Raw genomic sequence first — 23,814 nt, 5'->3', positions numbered from 1 at the left:
CTCCTCACCTGCCGCACCTGCGGCCCCTCCCGGGGCCGTACCCGCGGAACGGGGCGTGCGGCCGTTATTCACAGGGGGAACTGAACTCATGTCACCGATATCCCGGCCGAGCCGTGCCGTCCTGGGCGCTTCCGTCGCCGCGCTGACCGTGCTGGCCGCCACCTCGTGCGGCCCCGACAACAGCGACCCGGCCGGGGCCCAGACCGCGGCCCCCACGGTGGCCGCCAGCGCCTCCGGCAAGCCGGGCGCGGCGCCGCTCAAGCTGCCGACCGTCGAAGAGCTGAAGACCTGGAAGCTCGAGGACTGGGACAAGTGGGCCAAGGAGAACGTCGTCACCCCGGCGGTCAAGGGCTACTGGACCCTGCAGAAGCTGCTGAACGCCAAGCCCAAGCCGCTGCCGCAGGCCCCGGCCCAGGACCCGACGCAGGCGCCCGCCCAGCCGACCGGCGCTGCCCCGGCGCAGCCCACCACCGCGGCCCCGGCCCAGCCCACCGCCGCCCAGCCGCCGACCGGGCCCGACCAGCTGCCCGCCGTCGTCCCGGCGAAGCCCGTGGCGCACCCGTTCCCGAAGAACATGCACGTCAACGGCAAGATCTTCTTCAAGGACGGCAACGAGGACTACGTCTGCTCCGGCACCGTCGTCTCCGACCCGGCCAACCCCGGCAAGAGCAACCTGGTGTGGACCGCGAGCCACTGCCTGCACGGCGGCAAGGGCAACAAGTACTACACCGACATCACCTTCGCCCCGGCCTTCAACAGCAACGGCGTGCTGAGCAACGGCAACAAGCAGAAGTCCAAGCTGGACGACGCCGAGCCGTACGGCGAGTGGGGCGCGACCGCCGGCATGGTCTCCCCGCAGTGGACCTCGGAGGCCGACCCGGAGCACGGCGGCCCCTGGAGCCAGTACGACTTCGGCATCATCAAGGTCGCCAACCCCGACCCGAACGGCAAGTCGCTCGAGGAGACCGTCGGCGGCTCGGTGCCGCTGTGGTTCAACGCCCCGCGCGAGCAGCTCGCCTCCGTCAGCAACTACGGCTTCCCGGAGGGCAAGCCCTTCGACGGCGTCGAGCTGGAGCACTGCGACGGCGGCAAGCCCGCCAAGAAGACCGGCGACCCGAGCCGCCCGGCGATGCTGCTGATCGGCTGCAACATGACCGGCGGCAGCAGCGGCGGCGGCTGGTACGCGACCAAGGACGGCAAGCCGGCTCTGGTCAGCGACACCTCCATCGGCAACGGGGCGAACACCTACGAGGCCGGCCCGTACCTCGAGGACGTGGCGGCGCACATGTTCGACTACTTCTCGAAGAAGGCCAAGTGATCCGCTGAGGGGCGACCCTCACGCGCCCGGGGGCCGCGGCCGGCGCGGCCGCGGCCCCCGGGCGTCCCCCTGCACCCGCCGCCCGCGCCGGGCCCGCCGGCCCGGCACCCTGCGGGTTTTCCGCCGCCCGGCGCCCTCCTCCTACAATCGGGCTCATCATGAGCGCCACACTCGTAGTCAAGGACCTCGCCGCCGGCCACGGCGAACGCACCCTCTTCTCCGGCCTGGACCTGGTCGTCGCCCCGGGCGACGTGATCGGCCTGGTCGGCGTGAACGGCGCCGGCAAGTCGACGCTGCTGCGGCTGCTGGCCGGCCTGGACACACCCGAGGGCGGTTCGCTGCGGCTGAGCCCGGCGAGCGCCAACGTCGGCCACCTGCCGCAGGAGCCGGAGCGACGCGAGGGCGAGTCCGTCCGCGACTTCCTGGCCCGCCGCACCGGGGTGGCCGCCGCGCAGGCCGCGCTGGACGAGGCCACCGAGGGCCTCGTCGAGGGCCGCCCGGGCGCCGACGACGCCTACGCCGTCAGTCTGGACCGCTGGCTGGACCTCGGCGGCGCCGACCTGGAGGAGCGCGCCGAGGAGGTCGCCGACTCGCTCGGGCTGAAGGTCTCGCTCGACCTGCCGATGACGGCGCTGTCCGGCGGCCAGGCCGCCCGGGCCGGCCTCGCCTCGCTGCTGCTCTCCCGCTACGACGTCTTCCTGCTCGACGAGCCCACCAACGACCTCGACCTGGACGGCCTGGAGCGGCTGGAGTCCTTCGTCAAGGGCCTGCGCGCGGGCACCGTGCTGATCAGCCACGACCGCGAGTTCCTGGCCCGCACCGTCACCAAGGTGCTCGAACTGGACCTGCACCAGCAGCAGGTCAACCTGTACGGCGGCGGCTACGAGGCGTACCTGGAGGAGCGCGACGTCGCCCGCCGGCACGCCCGCGAGGAGTACGAGGAGTACGCCGACACCAAGGCCGGGCTGGAGGCCCGGGCCCGGATGCAGCGCGGCTGGATGGAGCACGGCGTGCGCAACGCCCGCCGCAAGTCCAGCGACAACGACAAGATGGGCCGCGCGGTGCGCGCCGAGTCCACCGAGAAGCAGGCCTCCAAGGCCCGCCAGACCCAGCGGATGATCGAGCGGCTGGACGTGGTCGAGGAGCCCCGCAAGGAGTGGGAGCTGCGGATGGAGATCGCCACCGCGCCGCGCTCCGGCGCGGTGGTCGCCACCCTGCGCGCGGCCGTCGCCCGGCGCGGCGACTTCGCGTTCGGCCCGGTGGACCTGCAGATCGACTGGGCGGACCGGATCGCCATCACCGGCGCCAACGGCGCGGGCAAGTCCACGCTGCTGGCCGCCCTGCTCGGCCGACTCGAACTCGACTCCGGCAACGCCTCGTTGGGCTCCGGCGTGGTGGTCGGCGAGGTCGACCAGGCGCGCGGGCTGTTCCTCGGCGGCGAGCCGCTGGCGGAGGCGTTCGCCGCCGCCGTGCCGGAGCTCACGCCGGAGGAGGTGCGCACCCTGCTGGCCAAGTTCGGCCTCAAGGCGGTGCACGTCCTGCGCCCGGCCGACACCCTCTCCCCCGGCGAGCGCACCCGGGCCGCGCTCGCGCTGCTGCAGGCGCGCGGGGTCAACCTGCTGGTGCTGGACGAGCCCACCAACCACCTGGACCTGCCCGCGATCGAGCAGTTGGAGTCCGCGCTCTCCTCGTACACCGGCACCCTGCTGCTGGTCACCCACGACCGGCGGATGCTGGACACCGTCGCGGTGAACCGGCGGATCGAGGTCCGGGGCGGGCGGGTGCACGAGCTGTAGACCGCCATTGGTCTCTACCTCTTCCCGGCACGGCGCCCATGTGCTGTGCTGTCGACCATGGTTGAGAACCGTACGATCGACAGCACGGCGGACGGCAGCTCCTACCCGAGCGTCCCGCTCCGCCCCATGACGGTGCCCGCCCACGAGGCCGAGGCCCGCAGCAGGTCCTTCCACGACGTGATGGCGCTGCGCCGGACCGTCCGCGACTACGCGACCCGCCCGATCCCGGACGGCGTGGTCGAGTGGGCGGTCCGGACCGCCAACACCGCGCCCAGCGGCGCGCACGTCCAGCCCTGGCGGTTCGTGGTGATCACCGACCCGGAGCGCAAGCGGCGGCTGCGCGAGGCCGCCGAGGCCGAGGAGCGCGAGTTCTACGCGCACCGCGCCTCGGCGGAGTGGCTGGCCGCACTGGCACCGATCGGCACCGACTGGCGCAAGCCGTTCCTGGAGGACGCACCGGCGGTGATCGTGGTGTTCGAGGTCCACAAGGGGCCCGACTCGCCGCGCCCGTACTACACCAAGGAGTCGGTGGGCATCGCCGTCGGCCTGCTGCTGGCCTCCCTGCACCAGGCCGGCCTGGCCACCCTGACCCACACGCCGAGCCCGATGAGGTTCCTCAACGAGGTGTGCGACCGCCCGGTCGAGGAGCGCGCCGCCTACGTCATCCCGGTCGGCTACCCGGCCGACGGGGCGCGCGTCCCGGACCTGCGGCGCAAGGAGCTCGACGAGGTGCTCGTCCGGCTCTGAGCGGCCGGTCGCGCACGCCGGGGCGTGCGGGCGGGCGCCGCCCGGGACCCGGCTGGTGACAGGTCCCGGCCAAGGACATAATCGCGGTCATGAGCCACCCGCAGCCACGGTCCTGCGACCACCCGCCCGCACCGTTCCCCGGCCCCGGCCCCGGCCCCGGCCCCGGCCCGCAGGAGGTCACCACCGGGCGGCCGCCCGAGGTGCTGCGGCTGCCCGGCGGGATCTCGCTGCTGCGCCGCCGCACCACCCACGCGCTCGCCCTCAACAAGGCCGTCCGCGCCAACCTCGACCACCTGCGGCCCTGGATGGAGTGGGCGGCCGAGGCCCCCAGCCGGGCCCAGTCCGCCGAGCTGACCAGGGCCGGCGCCCTCGCCTGGGAGGCCGGCACCGACTTCATGTACCTGGTCGGCCTGGACGCCGAACCCGGCGGGGTGATCGGCGCCTTCGGCCTGCACGGCCGGATCGGCCCCGGCGCGCTGGAGATCGGCTACTGGGTCGCCGCGCGGCACGCCGGGCGCGGCATCGCCACCACCGCCACCGCCGCGCTCACCGAGGCCGCGCTGGCCCTGCCCGGCATCGCCCGGGTGGAGATCCACTGCGACGAGGCGAACGGCGCCAGCGCGGCCGTCCCGCGCAAGCTCGGCTACCGGCTCGACCGGGTCGCCGCGGCCGCCGTCCGGGCGCCGGCCGAGACCGGGCGGCAGCTGATCTGGGTGATGGAGCGGTAGCGGGGCCGCGCCCACGGGTGGCGGGCGGCCGGTGTGGCCGGCGGTGGCGGGCGCGGGTTCGTCGCGGCTGGCGCGGGCGCCGGCCGGTGGCGCCCGCCGGTCAGTAGCGCCCGCCGGTCGGCGCCGGCAGCGCGTCCAGCTCGGCCAGGTCGGCGGCGGTGAGCACGACCTCGGCCGCCCCCGCGTTGTCCACCAGGTAGCGCGGCGTGCGGGTCCCCGGGATCGGGAAGACGTGACGCCCCTGCGCCAGCACCCAGGCCAGCGCCACCTGGGCCGGGGTCGCGCCGACCCGCTCGGCGACCGCCTCGACCCTGCCGACCAGCTCCAGGTTCGCCTTCAGCGCGTCCTGCTGGAAGCGCGGCAGGGCACGGCGGAAGTCGTCCGCCGGGAGCTCGTCGAAGGAGGAGATGCTGCCGGTCAGGAAGCCCCGGCCGAGCGGGGAGAACGGCAGGAAGGCGATCCCGTGCTCCTCGGTGTACGGCAGGACGTCGGCCAGGGCGTCCCGGGTCCAGAGCGACAGCTCCGACTGCACGGAGGCCACCGGGTGCACCGCCCGGGCCCGCTCGATCTCCTCGACGCTCACCTCGGACAGGCCGATCCGGCGGGCCTTGCCGGCCTCCACGGCCTCGGCGAGCGCACCCCAGGTCTCCTCGATCGGGACCTCCGGGTCGACCCGGTGCAGCTGGTAGAGGTCGACGTGGTCGGTGCCGAGCCGGCGCAGGCTGTCGTCGATCGCGCGCCGCACGTGCTCGGGCCGGCCGTCGCGCCCGACCCGCTCGCCGCCGGCGCCCGGGACGAGGCCGACCTTGGTGGCCAGGAAGGCGCGCTCCCGGTACGGGCCGGCCAGGGCCGCGCCCACCACCTCCTCGTTGCTGTAGGGGCCGTAGATGTCGGCGGTGTCGATGAGGGTGACCCCGAGGTCCAGCGCCTGGCGGATCACCCGGACGGAGTTGTCGTCGTCCCGGTTGTGCACGTCGTACGCCCAGGTCATCCCCATGCAGCCGAGGCCGATGACACCGGTCTCCGGGCCGTTGGTACCGAACGTGGCGTTGCGCATGGCGGTGTTCCCATCTGTGCGGTGGTGGTGCGGCGGTCGTGCGGTGGACCGACGCGTCCAGCATTCACCTTGGAGTGCTCTCGAGGTCAAGCGCGTCCGCCGGGGCCGGGCCACCGGGGCGGGCGGGTCTCCCGGAGCCGGGTGTGCGTCAGGCCGGCCGGGCCGTCGGGGACTCCGGGGCCGTCGGGGCCTCGGGCGTCGCCAGGGCCTCCGGGGCCGTCGGGGTCTGCCGGTCCGCGCTGCCCGCGCGCGCCGCCCGGTCGGCCCGGCCCGCCAGGAGCCAGTCCCGGAAGCCGCCGGCCAGGACGAGCTCGGCCAGCGCCGCGTAGCCGCCCGCGCCCGGGTGGGCGCCGTCCCCCGCGGTGGCCTCGGCCACCCACGCGGGGTTCCCGGCCAGCGCCCGGGTGACGTCGACGAACGGCACGGCGCGCTCCGCGCAGACCTCGGCGAGCAGCGGGACCAGGGCCAGCATCCGGTCCAGTTGCCGGGCGCCGCCCATGACCACCGGGGGCGGCCCGACCACCAGGGCGCCGTGGCTGCGGTCCCGGGCGCCGTCGAGCAGCGCGGCCAGGTTCGTCCGCGTCCGGTCCGGCGGGACGCGCGGGCCGCCGGACGGCGACTCGGTGGAGTCGTTGCTGCCGACCGAGACGACCAGCCGGTGGTCGGCGCCGGGCACCGTACGCGCCTCGACCTCCGCCCAGCAGCGGCGCAGCACGTCCGTGGAGGTGTTGCGGCGGACGCCCAGGTTGTACGCGGTGACGTCGGCCGCGCAGGCCTGGAGCGCCCGGCCGACCCACCCGCGGAACTCCGGGTCGCCGAGGCCCTGGACGAAGGAGTCCCCGATGAAGCAGATGCGCGTGTCGTCGATCACCGGCTCAGCCTAGGCCGGAGCGCACGACGGGGTGGGGGCTCGCGCGGATCGTCCCACTCCCTGGACGGGGCCGTCCTGATGACGGCGGATCGGCCCGGGCCGACCGCCGGGAACGGTCCTCCCGCCCGGCGCCGCCGCACCGGCCCGGTCGAAACCGGCGCGCGAGAGCCTGCCCGGGGGCCGTGCACGCCACCGGGCGCCGCCCGTCCCGTCTTGGCAGCGATCACCGTGACCGAAGACGCTCTGTGCACAGCCGATCATCGGCCGATCATCGGTTGATCCCCACCACTCCTCGGAGGACCACCCGTGCCGCTCTCCCGCACCCGCACCGCCCTCGCCGTCCTGCTCGTCGTCGGCGCCACCGCCCTGGCCGCCCCGGCCCAGGCCGCCGGCGGCCACCGCGCGCTCAGCCGCTTCGACGACGGCAGCTTCGAGACCCCGAAGGTCCCGGCGAACTCCTTCACCGGGGTGTCCGCCGGTCAGACCATCGGCCCGTGGAAGGTCACCGCCGGCAACGTCGACCTGATCGGCGCCGGGTTCTGGCAGGCCGCCGAGGGCGACCAGTCGCTCGACCTCAACGGCTCCGGCAGCGGCACCGTCGCCCAGGGCTTCACCACCACCCCGGGCACCACCTACTCCGTCACCTACGCGCTCGCCGGCAACCCCGAAGGCGGGGTCGCCCTGCGCACCGGCCGGGCGCTGATCGACGGCCAGGACTTCCAGGACTTCTCCTTCGACGTCACCGGCAGGACGAGGGCCGCCATGGGCTACGTGGGGCGCCAGTTCACCTTCGTCGCGCAGGGCACGTCCACCACCCTGAGCTTCGTCAGCACCGTCGGCGGCGCGTACGGCCCGGTCCTCGACGACGTCCAGGTGAAGGAGTGCACCTCCTGCTGCGGCCACTGACCGGCTCCGGCCGACCCGCGGGCCCGGTGGGCCGACGGCACCGCCGTCGGCCCACCGGCGCGTCCGGAACCCCGCCTTAAACACTTCCTAAAACCTTCCCAGGGCGGCCTTCCGATGCGCCGGAAGTGCTTGACGTGCACAGCTGGTCTAGTCCAGTTTGATGCTCAGCACCGCGCAGCCCCACCGCGCACCGCTCCCCCGCACCGCGCAGCCCCACCCCGCACCGCTCCCCCGCACCGCGCTCCCCACGCACCGGATCCGCCCCCGCACCGGACCAGCCCCCAAGCTGCCGCCCGCACCGTGTCTCCCCCCTCGCGGCGCGGGCGGCCCCACGTCCCGAGAGGCACCCCCATGCCCAGCGCGCCCCGACCCACCCCCACGCACCGCCGTTCCGGCGGCCGCACCAAGCTGCTCGGCCTGGCCGCCGCCACCGCGCTCGCCGCCGGCGGTCTGGCCGTCGTCGCCGGGAACGCCGGAGCCGCCGACGCTCCCGGCAACCTGCTCGCCAACCCGGGCCTGGAGAGCGGCGCACTGAGCCCGTGGAGCTGTTCCGGCGGCACCGGCAGCGTCGTCAACTCCGGCGCCCACAGCGGTAGCCACGCGCTGAAGGGGGCGGTGGGCGCGAGCGACACCGCGCAGTGCGGCCAGAGCGTCGCGGTGCGGCCCAACACCACCTACCAGCTCAGCGCCTGGGTGCAGGGCCAGTACGTCTACCTCGGCGCCACCGGCAGCGGCGTCACCGACCCGGCCACCTGGACCCCGGGCGGCGCCGACTGGCAGCAGCTGTCGACGAGTTTCACCACCGGACCGGCCACCACCAGCGTCACCGTCTACCTGCACGGCTGGTACGGGCAGGGCGCCTACCTCGCCGACGACGTCACGCTCACCGGCCCCGGCGGCACCCCCACCACCCCGCCCACCTCGGGCACCCCGACCGGCACGCCCACCGGCGGCCCGACCGGCACCCCGACCGGCGGGCCGAGCACCCCGCCGCCCAACGTCGCCGTGCCCGTCGCCCCGTACATCGACATGGGCGCCTGGCCCACCCCGTCCATGCCCGCCATGGCCAAGGCCGGCAACCTCAAGGCCTACACCATGGGCTTCGTCACCGCCGTCGGCTGCAAGGCCAGCTGGTTCAACGCCTACGACCCGCGCACCGGCTGGGCCAAGGACCAGATCGACGCGCTGCGGGCGGCCGGCGGCGACGTCAAGCTCTCCTTCGGCGGCGCCAGCGGCACCGAACTCGCCGCCGCCTGCACCTCGGTGGACTCCCTGTTCAACGAGTACGACGCCGTGGTCAACGCCTACGGCCTGCGCTACGTCGACTTCGACATCGAGGGCGCGGCCATCGCCGACACCGTCTCCAACGACCGCCGCTCCGCCGCGCTCGCCAGGCTCCAGCAGGCCCACCCGGGCCTCAAGGTCTCGTTCACCCTGCCCGTCCTGCCCGAGGGCCTGACCTCCGAGGGCGTCGCCATCGTCAAGTCGGCCCGGGACGCGGGCGTCGCCGTCGACCTGGTGAACATCATGGCCATGGACTACTACCGGGCCGGCACCGACTACGGCAACGCCGCCGTCCAGGCCGCCCAGGCGCTCTTCGGGCAGCTCAAGGCGCTCTACCCGGCCCGGACCGACGCCCAGCTGTGGGCCATGGTCGGGGTCACCCCGATGCTCGGCGAGAACGACGACCACCAGATCTACAACCAGGCCGCCGCCCAGCAGTTGGTGAACTTCGCCAAGCAGAACCACCTCGGCATGCTGGCCTTCTGGGACGCCACCCGGGACGCCAACGCCTGCACCGGCGGCTCGCTGTCCAAGTGCACCAACATCCCGCAGCAGCCGTACGAGTTCGCGAAGATCTTCGCGCAGTACGCGGGCTGATCCGCGGGCCGATCACCGCGGGGCGAGGTGCCGGCGGGCCGGGAGGCCGCCGGCACCTCGGCGTTCCGGAGGACCGAGGCCCGTTCCCGGCGGGCGGCGATGCCGGGGGGCCGACCGCCCGGAAATTGGCATCTCATCAGGCCGGACCGTCCACTACAGTCCCACCCACCTGCACGACCAGAGGGGGCGGACATGACCGGCATGACGGTCCGGGACGACGAGAACCAGCACACCGGCACCACGTCGGCGGCCGAAGCCGCCGACGGCCGCGGCACGACCGGCCCTGCGGGCCGCGTCCGCGATGCAGGCCGTGTCGAAGCTGCGGGCCGCGTCGGCGATGCGGGCCGCGTCGGCGATGCGGGCCGTGACCTCACCGCCGAGGAGCTCGCCGCCTTCGACCGCACCCTCGGCCGACTGCGCACCCTCCCCGCACACTCCCGCACCCGGCAGCACGCCGAGCGGCAGCTCCGCTCCTTCGTGACGGAGAGCCGCAAACTCCGCCGCCGCGAGGCCAGGGACACCCTGCGCCAGGCCGACGCCGAGCTGCTCGCCGGCACCGCGACCGGCGCCCGGCACCGCCGCGAGGACGCACCGCTCGCCACCGCCCACGGGCCGGTCGGCGACCTGCGGATCCCGCGCAAGTGCTACGTCTGCAAGGGGCCGTACCACCAGGTCGACGCCTTCTACCACATGCTCTGCCCGGACTGCGCCGCCGACAACACCGGCCGCCGCACCCTGGGCACCGACCTGCGCGGCCGCCGCGCCCTGCTCACCGGCGGGCGCGTCAAGATCGGCTACCACCTGGCCCTGATGATGCTCCGCGACGGCGCCGAGCTCATCGTCACCAGCCGCTTCCCGCACGACACCGTCCGCCGCTTCCGCGCCGCCGAGGGCAGCGGGCAGTGGTGGGACCGGCTCACCGTGGTCGGCATCGACCTGCGCGACCCGCGCCAGGTCATCGGGCTCACCGACCGGCTGACCGCCGAGGGCCGGCCGCTGGACGTCCTCGTCAACAACGCCGCGCAGACCCTGCGCCGCCCGCCGGAGTCCTACGCCCTGCTGGCCGCCGGCGAGCGCAGCGCCCTGCCCGCCGCCGAGCGCCGGGCCGTCACCCACGCCCCCGGTTTCCAGCCGCTCTCCGCGCTCGCCCAACTCCCTTCGGGTGCCGCCTCCTTGCTCGACCTCACCGACGAGGCCGGGCTGCTGCCCGACCTCTCCCCGGCCAACTCCTGGTCCGTCCGGCTCGGTTCGCTCGACCCGGCGGAGGTCCTGGAGACCCAGCTCGTCAACGCCCTCGCCCCCACCCTCCTGTGCGACCGCCTCCTCCCCCTCCTCCTCGCCTCGCCGCACCCCGCCCGCTACATCGTCAACGTCACCGCGGTGGAGGGCCGCTTCGCCGTCCGCAACAAGACCGCAGGCCACCCCCACACCAACATGGCCAAGGCCGCGCTCAACATGCTCACCCGCACCAGTGCCGCCGAACTCGCCCGACAGGGCGTGCACATGTGCGCCGTCGACACCGGCTGGATCACCGACGAGAACCCGGCGCCGAAGAAGGCCCACCTCGCCGACCAGGGCTTCCGCACCCCGTTGGACGTCGTGGACGGCGCGGCCCGGGTCTACGACCCCATCGTGCGCGGGGAGGCCGGCCACCCGGTGTCGGGAGTGTTCCTCAAGGACTACCGCGAGGCCGCGTGGTGACGCCCCCGCACGGGTGACACCCCGGGCCGCGGCGACGGGTCGTCAACCTCCACCGCACGGATGTGCGCACGGGCAGCGGACCGCCCGGCCGCACCCGGGTCGTCCGCCCGGGTGCGCGCCCGGTCCGGGGCTGACTCCGGACCGGGCGCGATCATCCGACTATCCCCGGTTCAGCGCCCGGTGGGAAGGTTGGCCCCACCGGTGCAGTCGAACACGACACCGGTGACGAAGGTGTTGGCGGCGAGCAGGTGGATCGCCCGCGCGACGTCCTCGGCCCGGCCGACCCGACCGACCGGGGTGGTCGCGGCGAGGCCGTCGAAGAGCGCCGTCCGCTGCTCGACCGCGACGCGGTCCCACCACGGGGTGTCGATCACGCCCGGCGAGACCGCGTTGATCCGCAGCGGGGCGAGCTCGACGGCCAACGGCGGGACCATGGCCTCCAGGGCGCCGTTGATGGCGGCCAGCCCGGCGGTGCCGGGGATGGCGGCGCGGGCGGAGGCCGCGGTGATCAGGGTGACCGAACCGTCCTGGCGCAGGTGCGGGAGCGCCGCCTGCAGGACGCGGACCTGCGGCCAGAACTTCGCGTCGAACCCGGTGGCCAGATCGGCCAGATCGAGCCCGGCGAACGGGCCGCTGCCGGCGGCGCCGCTGACCGCGACCACCAGGTGGTCGACGGTGCCGACCTCCGCGAAGAAGGCGGCGACCGCCTCGGCGTCCGCGGCGTCCACCCGGTGACCGGTGGTCTTGCCGCCGATCCGGGCGACGGCCGCGTCCAGGCGCTCCCGGTCGCGGCCGGTGATCACGACCTCGGCGCCGTCCGCGGCGAAGGCGGCGGCCGAGGCCTCGCCGATGCCCGAGCTGCCGCCCATCACGACGACGTGCTGTCCGGCGAAGAGTTCAGAGGTGGTGCTCATGGTGGTGCATCCTCCGGTTTGTCGAGACCGCTAGTTCCGGTAATGATGGTTGTCGAGACTGTTAGTCTTGTCAAGGGGATGCAGCGAACCGCAGCAGAGAAGAGGGACCGCCATGCCAGCGACCGACCCCCGGCCCGACACCCCGGCCAACCCGGGCGCCCCTGCTCCGGACACCGCGGCTCCGTATACCGCGACTCCGGACACCACCGACCCGGGCGCCCCCGCGACCCCCACCCGCCCGCACACCGGACGCCGCCGCAACGAGGCCGCCCACCAGGCGATCCTCGACGCCGCTCTCCGCCTGCTCGCCACCTCCGACGGCACACCCGTCACCATCGACGCCATCGCCCGCACCGCTGGCGTCGGCAAGCAGACCGTCTACCGCTGGTGGCCGTCCAAGGGCGCCGTCCTGCTCGACGCGCTCACCGACCGCGCCGACCAGGACGTCCCCGGCGCCGACACCGGCACCCTGCGCAGCGACCTCCGCGCCTTCGTCGCCACCACCTTCGACGGCGCCCAACGCGGCCCCACCGCCCCCGCCCTGCGCACCCTCGTCCGCGAAGCCGCCCGCGACCCCCACCTCGCCGACCTCATGCAGAGCTTCACCGCCACCCGCCGCACCGCCCTGCGCGAACTCCTCGCCCGCGGCCGCGAACGCGGCGAACTCGCCGAGGACACCGACCTCGACCTGGTCGTCGACCAGGTCTACGGGGTCTTCTGGTACCGCTTCCTGCTCGGCCACGCCCCACTGGACGGTACGGTCGCCGACCGGCTCACCCGCTCCCTCCTCGACGGCAACGGCCGGTAGCCCACCGGCCGGGCACCGCCCGACCGGGCACCGAGCCGCCCGACCGCCCGTGGTGTACTACGCGGGTCCACCGTTCAGGCACCAGTCCGCACCAGGAGCGAACCCGTTCGATGAGTGCCACCTGCCCCCAGTGCGCCGCGCCGGACCACACCGTCCCGATACCCCGGGCGGTGGCCGACCCGAGCACACCCCTCGACGGCCCGACCCGCGCGCTGCTGGCCCCGCCGCCCGAACCCCGACCGGCACCCGGGCAGGCCGGCACGGCATCGACGGTGCTCTACGGCATCGCCGCCGCCCTCGCCGTGCTCGGCGTCGTCTCGCTGCTCCACGGAGCCCGGGACCTCGACCGCTACGACGCCGCCTACCGGCTCGGCTACCGCCTGGGCCCGTTCGTCCTCCCCGGCCTCCTGGTGGTCTGCGGCCTGATCGTGCAGGCCGTGTCCCGGCGGCGGCGCCGCCAGGCGGCCGCGATCGTCCTGCCCGCCCAGAAGGCCCAGTGGCAGCAGAACCTGAGCGTCTGGCAGGCCGGCTGGCTCTGCCTCGGCTGCCGGACGGCGTTCTTCCCCGACGCCGCCATCCGCCCGGACTTCCCGGCCTCGCCGGCACTCCCCCTCGACCAGTTCCCGCTCTGGGTGATGACCGCCGCCGAGCGCGCCTTCGGCCCCACCTCGCCGCCCGTTCCACACTGACCGCCCACGGCACCCGGCCCTGGGCGCCCGGCCCGGGCTCGGACGAGTCCGGGTCAGGCGCTCTGCAGCGATCCGATCCCCGGCAACGGCACGAACTCGACACCCTTCGGCCCCAGCCGCTCCGCGGCCTCGGCGAAGCGGCGGGAGCAGAACGCGACCCCCGACAGCGCCACCGAGTCGAGCAGGAAGAAGTCCCGCTCCGGCGACTCCGCGAAGCGCAACTCCCACACCTTCTTGACCTGACCGTCACGACGCAGGTCGATCCGCGACCGTTCCAGATCGACCAGCCGCTCGGTGCTCAGCAGCGCGGACCGCGGGAACCGTACGAAGTAGTACTCCTTCGCCGGGATCGGACGCCCCTTCGCGGACACCACCTGCAGCCGCGACACCTGCCAGTCACCCGTGTCCCCGGCCCGCAGCAGCTCCAGGAAACCCGCACTGACGACGTGTCCGCCGAAGGCCGTGTGGAAGTCGAAGCCGTAGGACCGGTCCTTGGTGACGAGCCACAGCTCGGCCGGAAGGTCATCGGGCGGCCCCTGCCCGGGGGCGTCGTGCTGCCAGCCGTACGTCATCGGCCGGTCGAAGGCCCCCTCGGCGAACTCCTCGTGGAGAACACCGTTCAGGAAGACGGGGCACCGAGCCTCACCCCTGTACGCCAACGCGAAGTACTGGTCGTCCACCAGCCACACCCTAGCCCCGCCCCCCGACACACCCCCGCCCCCAGGACCCCGGGCACCCGAAGCGAATATGACGACCGGTCTACAGACTCCGCGAGTGTCGCACCCCTCACACACAGGAAGTCGAAGCCATCGACTTCCTGTGCGCCTTCCCAGCAATCAGCGAGAAAGCGGGCAATCGAATATGACGACCGGTCTACATATGCAGCCCCCTCCACAGCAGCCGCCGCACAGAAAGTCGACCCCACCGACTTCTCACTCCACGCCTCGCCACCCCGCAGAATATGACGCCCGGTCTACATATTCCAACCGCACGGGCGACACAGGAGCTGCGCACGGGAAGTCGGATGGGCCGACTTCCTGCGCAGCAAGGACCGGGCCTGCTGGGGTTGCGCCGCCCGGTCGGTGGCGCGGAGGAGCCCCTCCCCGGGCCGCTTCCGTCGTCGTCCAAGGGGGAGCGCAGAGCCGTCCGGGATCGTCGCACGGCTGCTGAGGGCGAAACCGGGAGGAGCGTGCGAGGGTTCTCGGCGAGAATGCGGCGGGCGGGGACGGGGGCAGGGCGGGATCCGGCGCCGCCCGCGAGGGTCGGGGGGCTCATGCGCTTCAGTTCGGAGACGACCGAAGGCAGCGTCACGGAACGACGGTTCACGCTCGACGGCGTCCCGGGGGTGCTGTGGTCCCCCGCCGGTGCGGTCGGCGGCCGCCCGCTGGTGCTGCAGGGGCACGGTGGCGGTCAGCACAAGCTGGCACCGGGGCTGGTGGAGCGGGCGCGCCGGTGGGTGGCGGGGTGCGGCTTCGCGGTCGCGGGCCTCGACGCGCCCGGGCACGGTGAACGCCCGCGGACCGCCGAGGACGAGTGGTTCCCGGCCGCCGTCGGCGAGTTGCTGGCGAACGGTGAGCCGATCGGCGAACGGGTCGCCCGGCACACCGCCGCGCTCGCGGAACGGGCCGTCCCCGAGTGGCGGGCGGTGCTGGACGCCCTGCAGCGGCTGGACGAGGTCGGTGCGGACGGTCCCGTCGGGTACTGGGGTCTGTCGCTGGCCAGTGTGGTCGGCGTTCCGCTCGCCGCCGCCGAACCCCGGATCACGGCGGCCGTGTTCGGGCTGGCCGGGCACGGTTCGCTGGACCGGCCGGCGGCCCGGGTCGAGGCCGCGGTGGAGTTCGTCGTGCAGTGGGACGACGAGTTGGTGCCGCGCGAGGCGGCGCTCGCGCTGTTCGACGCCTTCGGCACCCGGGCGAAGGTGCTGCACGCCAATCCCGGTGGCCACCTGGAGGTGCCCGCCGCGCAGGTGGCCTCCTCGGCACGGGCGCTCCACCGGCACCTGACCGGGACCGGCGCCTGACCGGGGCCGACGCCTGACCGGGGGCCGACGCCGACCCCCGGCCGGCGGCGCCGTCGGGGGCGGCGAAATCCCGTTGCCGGAAGGGGCCGGGCCGCCGGACACTCGGGCCATGCTCGGATTCGTCAGCACCGACGACCAGTCCCTCGTCTCCTGCCTGGCCGACCCGCAACGCGCCGTGCCGGCCTACCAGGAGCTGTTGCGGCGCGGGGAGGGCGTGATCGCCGCCGTCCGCGCCGGGCTGTCCCATCCGGACGCGGCCGTCCGGGAGGGCTGCTGCCGCCTGTTGGACCACCTGGTGGACATCGAGTCCATGCCCGCGCTCATCACCATGGCCGACGATTCCGACGCCCGGGTGCGGGTGGCCGCGTTCCACGCGCTGGCCTGTGACCGGTGCAAGGGGGACACCTGCGCGCCGGGGGCGGACCGGGTCCTGGAACCCGCGCTGCGGCATCTGGCCACCGACTCCTCCCCGCTGGTCCGGTCGATGGCCGCCGAGCTGGTCGGCAAGTTCGTCCACGTCGACGCGCGCGCCGCCGCCGCGCTGGAAGCGTCCCGCACCGGGGATCCGAGCCCGGCCGTCCGGAAGAAGGCGAGCTGGTACGCACCGGGCGGCAGCATCTACCGGCGCACCGCCCCACCCACGCCCGGCCGCCGCCCGGGCCGCCGCCCGGAGCGGTGAAACTCGTTCGGAGTCAGGCGAGTCGGGAGCGACCGACCCCGTGGACGGGAGGCCGGACGCCGCCTCGCCGATCGACCCGACCGATCCGACCGATCCGGCGGAGCAGGCCATGGACGAACCGGCAGGGTGTGCTTCCCTGACCGCGCCGGTCACGTCGCCCGTCGCCGGAACGTCGGCCCACTCGGCCGGACCGCATCCGAGGATCCTCGACGGGGCCGGACCGCGTGAACAGGCGCGATGGTCAGCCCGCGGGCCTCGCGGCGGCTGCGGCTGCGGCTCGGGCGGCGCGCTCGGCGAAGACGGACTCGCGGCGGTCGGCGGACTGCCGCAGGACGCGCTTGCGGTCGCGGCCGGACAGCCGGTCGATGTAGAGGCCGCCGTTGAGGTGGTCGGTCTCGTGCTGGAGGCAGCGGGCGAAGTAGCCGGTGCCCTCGATGGTGACGGGCTCGCCGTCGCGGTCGAAGCCGTGTACCACCACCCGGGCGGGGCGGGCGAGTTCGGTGTTGGCGCCGGGTACGGAGAGGCAGCCCTCGGCGTCCTCGATCAGTCGGCGGCCCGGCTCCTGCGGTTCGACGACCGGGTTGAGGACGTGGCCGACGTGCCGGGTTCCCCGGTCGTCGAGGCAGTCGTAGACGAAGAGGCCGAGGTCCACGTCGACCTGGTTGGCGGCGAGTCCGCACCCGTCGGCGGCGTACATGGTGGCGAACATGTCGTCGATGAGCCGGGCCAGCCGCTCGCTGCCGTAGTCCGTCGCGTCGGCCGGGCGGCAGGTGCGACGGAGGATCTCCTCCCCGACCTCGGTGATCCGCAGGACGGTCGGGCGTTCACGCAGTTCGGACATCGGCGCTCCCTCGTCGATTCGGCTCCGGCCACGGGTGGCCGACGGCTTGTCAGCTGCTTTGCAAAGTAGCAGACTTTGCAAAGTGACCGACGACCTCACCGCCCCCGCCACCGGCACACTGCCCGAGCACGCCGTGCGCACGGCCCTGCTCCGGCTGCTCGCCGAGACCGGCACGCTCACCTCGACCGAGGCCGCCGCCCGGCTCGGGTTCAGCTCGGGACTGTGCTCGTTCCACCTGCGCCAGCTGGCCCGCCACGGGCTCGTCGAGGAGGCCCCGCCCGTCGACGGACGTGCCCGGCCCTGGCGCCTGCCGCGGGAGCCGGACCCTGCCGAGGCCCCCGCCGGGCACCCGGCCCGGGGGGCGGGACAGGAGGCGGACGGGTTCGGCGAGCTCGCGCGCGGCCTGGAGGACGAGAGCTACCGTCGCTGGCTCGCCCACCGGGACGGGGCTCGCGCCGACTGGCGCCGGGACGAGGCGTTCAGTGCCGTCGTCCACCTCACCCCCGCCGAGCTGTCCGCCGTCGGTGCGGAGATCCGCCGGGTGCTCGCCCGCTACCGCGACCGCGACGACGACCCGGCCGCCCGGCCCGCCGACGCCCGCCCGGTCGCCGCCGTGGCCCGCCTCTTCCCGCTCCTGCCGGGCGAGGACGGGCCGGAGCACTGACCCGAGCACTGGCCTGAGCACTGCCCCGAGCACTGCCCGGAGCACTGCCCCGAACACCGACCCGAGCACTGGCCGCGCCCGGCCGCACCCTCCCACTGGCCGAGGAGGATCCGGCGGGATCCGCCGGACGCGCCTCAGCCGGCCGCGCCCTCCCGGCGCGACCGGGACCACCCGGCGCGGAGCAGCGGCCCGGCCAGCAGTCCGGTGCCCGCGCCGATGACGATGCCCTGCACGCCGTCCCAGACGTCCTGTACGTCGCACTGGCGCCCGATCGCGGGCACCGCGTACTGGACCGCGGACACCACGAACGGCAGCGCCGCCGCGCCGATCAGCGCCTGCACGGCCCGCCGCCGGGTGCCGGCCAGGGCGGCCGCGAGCCCGACCGGGGCGAAGGCCGCCAGCTTGAGGTCCAGGTGCCGGACGGTCAGCAGCTCGTGTGCCGAGCGCGGCCGCCCGCCGGCCACGGCGCAGTGCCGGACGGCGTCCGCGGACAGTCGGAACGCGTCCGGCAGCAGTGTCGCCGTGACCACCCCGCCGAGCCCGAGCAGCAGCAGGAAGCCCACCGCCCAGTGCGCGCGCAGCAGCCGCCCCGCCGGCCGGTTCAGCAGCGCCGCCGGGACCAGGGCGAGCAGCAGTCCGGGCCAGAACATCGGGATTCGGTCGATAACTCCACTGATCACGCCCCAACGGACGCTTCGAACACCCGCCCGGTTCTGCCGCAAGCCCGGCGAACCGAGCGGCCGGAAGAGGGGCGTGCGAACGGCCTGACCTGCGGACGGACGGGCGGGCACACGACCCGGGCGGCCTGACCCGCCGGGGCCCTCGGGCGGGCGGACGGCCTCCGGGCCCACCCGACGATCGGGCGTGCACGATCCGGACGCACGCCCGGCGGTCGGGCGACCCGACCGGCCTCCGGGCCCGACCGGCGCAGTCAGCACAAGACCGGCACCCGCCCGGCACCCGCCCACCGCCCGATCAGTGCGGGATGCCCGCGATCAGCTCCTGCGCGCCCTGCCGCTTGAGCGCCAGCGCGGTCGAGGTGCCGAGGTCCTCGGGGCTGAGCGCACCCGCCCACTCGTGGGCGTCCAGCACCTGCTTGCCGTCCGGGCTGAACACCCGGCCGCGCATCGAGAGCCGGCCGTCCGCCTCGGCCCTGGCGTAGCCGGCGATCGGGCTGTTGCAGTGCCCCTGCAGCACGTGCAGGAACATCCGCTCGGCCGCGGCCTCGCGCCAGGTGTCACGGTGGCCGATCGCCGCGACGGCCTCGATCGTCGCCTCGTCGTCCTCACGGCACTGCAGGACGAGGATGCCGGCCCCGATCGGCGGGCACATCGCGTCGACGTCCAGGACCTCGGTGATCCGCGCCTGCTCGCCGATGCGCTCGAGGCCGGAGACGGCGAGCAGCAGGGCGTCGGCCTCGCCCGCCGCCAGTTTGGCCAGCCGGCTGTTGGCGTTGCCGCGGATCGGCACGCACACCAGGTGCGGGTGGGAGGCGGCGAGTTGGGCGACCCGACGGACGGAGGAGGTGCCGATCCGGGTTCCGGGCGGCAGTTCGGCCAGGGTCAGTCCGCCGGGGTGGACGAGGGCGTCGCGGATGTCGTCGCGGCGCAGGTACGCGGCGAAGACGGTGCCGGCGGGCAGCGGGCGGTCGGCGGGGACGTCCTTGAGGCAGTGCACGGCGACGTCGGCCTCCCCGGCGAGCAGTGCGGCGTCGACCTCCTTGGTGAACGCGCCCTTGCCGCCCAGCCGGGCGAGGTCTCCGGTCCAGCGGTCGCCCGAGGTGGTGACGGGCACCACCTCGGTGCGCAGCCCCGGGTGCAGGGCGGCGAGTTCGGCGCGGACGCGCTCCACCTGGGCGAGCGCCATGGGCGAGGAGCGGGAGACGATGCGGATCAGCTCAGGGGTGGCCATGGCGTGATGATAGGCGCTCGAACACCCGCCCCTGACCGCACGTCAGGTGTCGGGCCACCGGGTCGCACCGAACGGCCGACGCCCCGCCACGCCCTCGCCACCGACCGCCACCCACCGGCCACCGGTGCCCCGCGCACGCCGGAAATACCGCGCGAGAAGACGGCGAGAACACCGCGAGAATGCCGTCGCATCACATGACCATCATCCGGCTCACTCATTTGAGCGAACTCCCTTGGCAGGCAAGATTTTTGCCGATCCATGGGGGAACATCGGCTTGTCCGGGCCCGAACAACAGGGCCCGGCGAGGAATCCGCCCCCGGGTGGTACGCCCACGGCGCTCCACCCGGCCCATCCGGCCGGGTCGCACCGGGGGCGGCTCACAGCAGGCCGTTCACGGCAGGCAGGACACAGAAAGCAGTACCAGGACAATTGGACAGGCCCGTGACCACCACCGCCCCCGTGTGGGACTGCCCCTTCGACCACACCGACGGCCTGGAGTTCGACCCCCTCCTCAGGCGGCTGCTCACCGAGGCCCCGGTCGCCAGGATCCGGCTGCCGCACGGCGAGGGGGAGGCCTGGCTGGCCACCCGCTACGAGGACGTCAAGGTGGTCACCACCGACCGCCGGTTCAGCCGCGCCGCCGGCATCGGACGCGACCTGCCGCGGATGACGCCCGCCCCGATCGCCCAGGTCGAGTCGATCAACCTGATGGACCCGCCGGCCCACAACCGCCTGCGCAGGCTGGTCGCCCGGGGCTTCACCAACCGCCAGGTGGAGCGGATGCGCCCGGCCACCCAGCGGATCGTGGACGGCTGCCTCGACGAGATGGCCGAGCACGGCTCCCCCGCCGACCTGGCCCACTTCCTGTCCGGCCGGCTCCCGCTCACCACCATCTGCGAGATGCTGGACATCCCGGAGCCGGACCGCGCCGAACTGCGCGGGCACGCCGTGGCGATGATGGCGACGGGCCCGGGCGGCCGGGACGGCCAGGAGGCCGCCAAGGCGGCGCTGCGCGGCTACTTCACCGAGCTCACGGCAGCCAGGCGGGCGCACCCCGGCGAGGACCTGATCAGCGCCCTGGCCACCGCCCGGGACGGCGAGGAGCTGCTGGACGACCAGGAGCTGGCCGTCATGGCGATGGTCCTGCTGGTCACCGGTCACGACACCAGCACCTACCAGCTCAGCAACATCACCTACACGCTGCTCACCCACCCCGAGCAGCTGGCCAAGCTGCGCGCCCGGCCCGAACTGCTGCCGCGCGGTCTGGAGGAGCTGCTGCGGTTCATCCCGTTCCGCCAGGGCGTCGGCATCGCCCGGGTCGCCACCGAGGACGTGGAGCTCGGCGGCACGCCGATCCGGGCGGGCGAGGCCGTACACGTGTCCTACCTCACCGCCAACCGGGACCCGGCCGTCTACGAGCGGCCCGACGAGCTGGACCTCGACCGGGGGGCGCCGACCCACATGGCCTTCGGCCACGGCCAGCACCACTGCCTCGGCGCTCACCTGGCCCGGATGGAGCTGCAGGTCGCCGTCGGCACCCTGCTAAGGCGCTTCCCCCGGCTGCGGCTCGCCGTCGACCCGTCCGAACTGGACTGGCAGACCGGCTCGATCTGGCGCTACCCGCGCACCCTGCCGGTCGCCTGGTGACCGACCCCGGGGGCCGGTCACCGAGCGGTCCGGTGACCGGCCCCCGGCGACCGACCGCCCGCACACCCCAGCCCGCACGCCCCAGCCCGCGCCCCCCTGCCCGTCCAGGCCCCACCCACGCACCCCCGCCCGCACACCCCCACCCCCCGCACCCCGCCCGTCCAGGCCCCTCACAAGAGACCCTCACCCATGGCAACACTCTGCCGCCCGGCCATCGCCGTGCCCGAGCACGTCGTCACCCTCGACGAGACGCTCGACCTGGCCCGCTCCCTGCACGCCGGCCACCCGCAACTCGGCCTCGCCCTGCGGCTGATCGAGAACACCGGGGTGCGGACCAGGCACCTGGTCCAGCCGATCGAGCGGACCCTCACCCACCCGGGGTTCACCGCCCGCAACGCGGTCTACGAGCGGGAGGCCCGGCGACGCGTCCCCGAGGTGGTGGAGCGGGCCCTGCTCCACGCCGAGCTGGGCGCCCGGGAGGTCGACCTGATCATCTACGTGTCCTGCACCGGTTTCATGATGCCCTCGCTGACCGCCTGGCTGATCAACACCCTGGGCTTCCGCCCCGACACCCGCCAGCTGCCGGTCGCCCAGCTCGGCTGTGCGGCCGGCGGGGCCGCGGTCAGCCGCGCGCACGACTTCTGCCGCGCGTACCCGGGCGCCAACGTGCTGATCGTCTCCTGCGAGTTCTGCTCGCTCTGCTACCAGCCGACCGACCTCGGCGTCGGCTCGCTGCTCTCCAACGGGCTGTTCGGGGACGCCGTCGCCGCCGTCGTGATGCGCGGGCGCGGCGGCACGGGCGTACAGGTGGAGCGCAACGGCTCGCACCTCGTCCCGGACACCGAGGACTGGATCTCGTACGGGGTGAAGGACACCGGCTTCCACTTCCAGCTGGACAAACGGGTGCCCGGCACCATGGAGATGCTCGCCCCGGCCCTGCGCGGCCTGGCCGGCGACCACGGCTGGGACGCCTCCGGGCTGGGCTTCTACATCGTGCACGCCGGCGGCCCGCGGATCCTCGACGACCTCTGCCGGTTCCTCGGCCTGGAGCCGGCCGCCTTCCGGCACAGCCGCGCGACCCTCACCGAACGCGGCAACATCGCCAGCGCCGTGGTGTTCGACGCGCTCGCCCGGCTGTTCGCCGAGGGGGGCGTGCCGGACGGCACCCCGGGGCTGATCGCCGGTTTCGGACCGGGCATCACCGCCGAGATGGCGCTGGGGAGTTGGGTCGGCGAAGCGACCGGTTCGGGGGTCCGGCGGCCGCGCGCCATCTCCACCTCCGACATCTCCCTCGTCCATCCGAGCGCCCCCCGCCGTTTCCCGGCCGGCACTACGATCACCGAATGACAGACACCACGGACCGCACCGACACCTCCGGCAGAGCCGCCGAACTGGCGGCGCTCTTCCCGGCGTTGCACGCGCCGCAGTACTGGACGTGGGGCAGGTACGACGCCCTGTTCTCCACCGAGCTGCCGCCGGACGAACTGGTCACCAACATCCACCTGGTCGGCTTCACCGGGGACCGGGTGGTGCTCTGCCGCGACGACCGGGACCACTGGTTCCTGCCCGGCGGCACCCGGGAGCAGGGCGAGAGCATCGCCTCCTGCCTGGAGCGCGAGCTGCGGGAGGAGGCCGGCGCCCGGCTGCTGGGCGAGCCGGACTGGCTGGGCGCGCACCGCTGCCGCACCGACGACCCGACGCCGTACCGGCCGTGGCAGCCGCACCCCGAGAAGGCGTGGCTGTGGGGCTGGGCGGAGGTCTCGGTGGACTCGACGCCGACCAACCCGGCGGACGGCGAGCAGGTGGTCGAGGTGCGGGCGGTGCCGGCGGCCGAGGCGCAGCGGCTGCTGCTGGCCGGGCACGAGGAGTGGTGGGGCGAGCTGGTCGGCCTGGCGGTGGAGCTGCGCCGCCGCGCAGGGCTCGGCTGACACCGGTCCGGCCGCAACGGCCGACTTCCGGCCTGCCGCATCGACCAGGGCCCGGCACCCGGCCTGCCGCATCGGCCGGGGCCCGGCACCCGAGGTCGGCCGGCACCCGGCTGCCGGCGCCGGCTGACACCCGGTCTCCCGCGGCCGGGGTTATTCCCGCCGGCACCGAGAACCACCGGAATGGCCGTACACCGGAGCACGATGTCCGTTTTGCGGTGATATGACTCGGCTATGGACAACTACCCGCTGCTCAACATCTTCTGGACGATGCTGGAGCTGTTCCTCTGGATCCTCTGGTTCTTCCTGCTGTTCAAGATCATCACGGACATCTTCCGCAGCCGCGACATGAGCGGCTGGGGCAAGGCCGGCTGGCTGATCCTCGTGATCCTGATCCCGCTGGTCGGCGTGCTGATCTACGTGATCGCCCGCGGGAAGTCGATGGGTGAGCGGGACGTCGAGCAGGCCAGACAGACCGAGGCCGCGTTCAAGACGTACATCCGCGACGCGGCCGCCGGCGGGCCGGAGGGCGGCACGGGCGGCAGCCACGTCGACGACCTCGCCAGGCTGGCCGACCTCCGGGAGAAGGGCGCCATCTCCGAGGAGGAGTACCAGAAGGCCAAGGACAAGCTGCTGGTCTGAGCGGGCGGGCGGGTACGGCGGCGTCGACGGCGAGTCCGGCGGCCGCGACCAGACGCAGGAGCAGCGGCA

The 23,814-nt window shown here is 74.3% G+C and carries 23 protein-coding genes; 16 read left to right on the top strand and 7 right to left on the bottom strand.

The annotated features are described in order from the left end of the window. The first annotated feature begins 88 nt into the window (after positions 1–88). From AB0N04_RS28435 to AB0N04_RS28420, 4 genes are all read left to right on the top strand, one after another. Positions 89–1,318, top strand: a complete 1,230-nt coding sequence (locus AB0N04_RS28435) for a hypothetical protein (protein ID WP_360214126.1) — start codon at positions 89–91, stop codon at positions 1,316–1,318. A 158-nt stretch (positions 1,319–1,476) separates the two neighbouring features. Beyond that, positions 1,477–3,114 (top strand): ABC-F family ATP-binding cassette domain-containing protein, encoded by a 1,638-nt coding sequence (locus tag AB0N04_RS28430; RefSeq protein ID WP_360214124.1) that lies wholly within the window; start codon positions 1,477–1,479, stop codon positions 3,112–3,114. A gap of 57 nt (positions 3,115–3,171) precedes the next feature. Then, on the top strand, positions 3,172–3,861 hold the full coding sequence (locus AB0N04_RS28425; protein ID WP_360214122.1) for a nitroreductase family protein: 690 nt from the start codon (positions 3,172–3,174) through the stop codon (positions 3,859–3,861). 89 nt (positions 3,862–3,950) lie between these two features. After that, positions 3,951–4,589, top strand: a complete 639-nt coding sequence (locus AB0N04_RS28420; RefSeq protein WP_360214120.1) for a GNAT family N-acetyltransferase — start codon at positions 3,951–3,953, stop codon at positions 4,587–4,589. 100 nt (positions 4,590–4,689) lie between these two features. Here the strand turns inward: AB0N04_RS28420 and AB0N04_RS28415 are convergent, their stop codons facing one another. Continuing rightward, positions 4,690–5,646: an aldo/keto reductase gene (locus AB0N04_RS28415; protein ID WP_360214118.1), complete on the bottom strand. Its 957-nt coding sequence runs from the start codon at positions 5,644–5,646 to the stop codon at positions 4,690–4,692. A gap of 148 nt (positions 5,647–5,794) precedes the next feature. After that, on the bottom strand, positions 5,795–6,517 hold the full coding sequence (locus tag AB0N04_RS28410; protein ID WP_360214116.1) for a GDSL-type esterase/lipase family protein: 723 nt from the start codon (positions 6,515–6,517) through the stop codon (positions 5,795–5,797). 306 nt (positions 6,518–6,823) lie between these two features. Between AB0N04_RS28410 and AB0N04_RS28405 the strand changes: the two genes are divergently transcribed. The 3 genes from AB0N04_RS28405 (at position 6,824) to AB0N04_RS28395 (ending at position 11,005) form a co-directional block, all read left to right on the top strand. Further along, a complete protein-coding gene (locus AB0N04_RS28405; protein WP_360214114.1) occupies positions 6,824–7,423 on the top strand; it encodes a choice-of-anchor C family protein in 600 nt (199 codons plus the stop codon). Between the two features lie 351 nt (positions 7,424–7,774). Then, positions 7,775–9,304 carry a carbohydrate binding domain-containing protein gene (locus AB0N04_RS28400; RefSeq protein ID WP_360213098.1) on the top strand — a complete coding sequence of 510 codons (1,530 nt, stop codon included), beginning with the start codon at positions 7,775–7,777 and terminating at the stop codon, positions 9,302–9,304. Between the two features lie 192 nt (positions 9,305–9,496). After that, complete coding sequence (locus tag AB0N04_RS28395) at positions 9,497–11,005, top strand: SDR family oxidoreductase (protein WP_360213096.1); 1,509 nt, start codon at positions 9,497–9,499, stop codon at positions 11,003–11,005. Between the two features lie 170 nt (positions 11,006–11,175). Here the strand turns inward: AB0N04_RS28395 and AB0N04_RS28390 are convergent, their stop codons facing one another. Next, a complete protein-coding gene (locus AB0N04_RS28390) occupies positions 11,176–11,919 on the bottom strand; it encodes an SDR family oxidoreductase (RefSeq protein ID WP_360213094.1) in 744 nt (247 codons plus the stop codon). A gap of 112 nt (positions 11,920–12,031) precedes the next feature. On the opposite strand from AB0N04_RS28390, the gene AB0N04_RS28385 reads away from it, so the two are divergent. Continuing rightward, on the top strand, positions 12,032–12,727 hold the full coding sequence (locus AB0N04_RS28385) for a TetR/AcrR family transcriptional regulator (protein WP_360213092.1): 696 nt from the start codon (positions 12,032–12,034) through the stop codon (positions 12,725–12,727). Between the two features lie 110 nt (positions 12,728–12,837). Further along, positions 12,838–13,416 carry a hypothetical protein gene (locus AB0N04_RS28380; protein WP_360213090.1) on the top strand — a complete coding sequence of 193 codons (579 nt, stop codon included), beginning with the start codon at positions 12,838–12,840 and terminating at the stop codon, positions 13,414–13,416. A 53-nt stretch (positions 13,417–13,469) separates the two neighbouring features. Here AB0N04_RS28380 and AB0N04_RS28375 read toward each other — a convergent pair whose 3' ends face one another. Continuing rightward, positions 13,470–14,096, bottom strand: coding sequence for a DUF1629 domain-containing protein (locus tag AB0N04_RS28375; protein ID WP_360213088.1), 627 nt, complete (start codon positions 14,094–14,096; stop codon positions 13,470–13,472). Between the two features lie 593 nt (positions 14,097–14,689). Here AB0N04_RS28375 and AB0N04_RS28370 point away from each other — a divergent pair. Continuing rightward, entirely contained in the window at positions 14,690–15,436 is a 747-nt protein-coding gene (locus tag AB0N04_RS28370) for an alpha/beta hydrolase (RefSeq protein WP_360213086.1), read from the top strand. A gap of 109 nt (positions 15,437–15,545) precedes the next feature. Beyond that, entirely contained in the window at positions 15,546–16,115 is a 570-nt protein-coding gene (locus tag AB0N04_RS28365) for a HEAT repeat domain-containing protein (RefSeq protein WP_360213084.1), read from the top strand. Between the two features lie 241 nt (positions 16,116–16,356). Here AB0N04_RS28365 and def read toward each other — a convergent pair whose 3' ends face one another. Continuing rightward, a complete protein-coding gene (gene def, locus AB0N04_RS28360) occupies positions 16,357–16,956 on the bottom strand; it encodes a peptide deformylase (protein ID WP_360213082.1) in 600 nt (199 codons plus the stop codon). A gap of 82 nt (positions 16,957–17,038) precedes the next feature. Between def and AB0N04_RS28355 the strand changes: the two genes are divergently transcribed. Continuing rightward, complete coding sequence (locus AB0N04_RS28355; protein WP_360213080.1) at positions 17,039–17,620, top strand: winged helix-turn-helix domain-containing protein; 582 nt, start codon at positions 17,039–17,041, stop codon at positions 17,618–17,620. A 134-nt stretch (positions 17,621–17,754) separates the two neighbouring features. Here the strand turns inward: AB0N04_RS28355 and AB0N04_RS28350 are convergent, their stop codons facing one another. Then, positions 17,755–18,270 carry a hypothetical protein gene (locus tag AB0N04_RS28350; protein ID WP_360213078.1) on the bottom strand — a complete coding sequence of 172 codons (516 nt, stop codon included), beginning with the start codon at positions 18,268–18,270 and terminating at the stop codon, positions 17,755–17,757. Between the two features lie 325 nt (positions 18,271–18,595). Further along, positions 18,596–19,531 carry a hydroxymethylbilane synthase gene (gene hemC / locus AB0N04_RS28345; protein ID WP_360213076.1) on the bottom strand — a complete coding sequence of 312 codons (936 nt, stop codon included), beginning with the start codon at positions 19,529–19,531 and terminating at the stop codon, positions 18,596–18,598. A 441-nt stretch (positions 19,532–19,972) separates the two neighbouring features. On the opposite strand from hemC, the gene AB0N04_RS28340 reads away from it, so the two are divergent. From AB0N04_RS28340 to AB0N04_RS28325, 4 genes are all read left to right on the top strand, one after another. Next, a complete protein-coding gene (locus AB0N04_RS28340) occupies positions 19,973–21,178 on the top strand; it encodes a cytochrome P450 (protein WP_360213074.1) in 1,206 nt (401 codons plus the stop codon). A 189-nt stretch (positions 21,179–21,367) separates the two neighbouring features. Further along, the gene (locus tag AB0N04_RS28335; RefSeq protein ID WP_360213072.1) at positions 21,368–22,525 is read left to right on the top strand and encodes a type III polyketide synthase; all 1,158 of its coding nucleotides are present in this window, start codon (positions 21,368–21,370) and stop codon (positions 22,523–22,525) included. Continuing rightward, complete coding sequence (locus tag AB0N04_RS28330) at positions 22,522–23,106, top strand: NUDIX domain-containing protein (RefSeq protein ID WP_360213070.1); 585 nt, start codon at positions 22,522–22,524, stop codon at positions 23,104–23,106. The genes AB0N04_RS28335 and AB0N04_RS28330 overlap by 4 nt, the downstream gene beginning before the upstream one ends. A gap of 231 nt (positions 23,107–23,337) precedes the next feature. After that, the gene (locus AB0N04_RS28325) at positions 23,338–23,745 is read left to right on the top strand and encodes an SHOCT domain-containing protein (protein WP_360213068.1); all 408 of its coding nucleotides are present in this window, start codon (positions 23,338–23,340) and stop codon (positions 23,743–23,745) included. Positions 23,746–23,814 lie beyond the last annotated feature (69 nt).

This window comes from Kitasatospora sp. NPDC051702 (genome assembly GCF_040681575.1).
GTDB lineage: Bacteria > Actinomycetota > Actinomycetes > Streptomycetales > Streptomycetaceae > Kitasatospora.
This window is presented reverse-complemented; position numbering and strand designations above follow the sequence as displayed.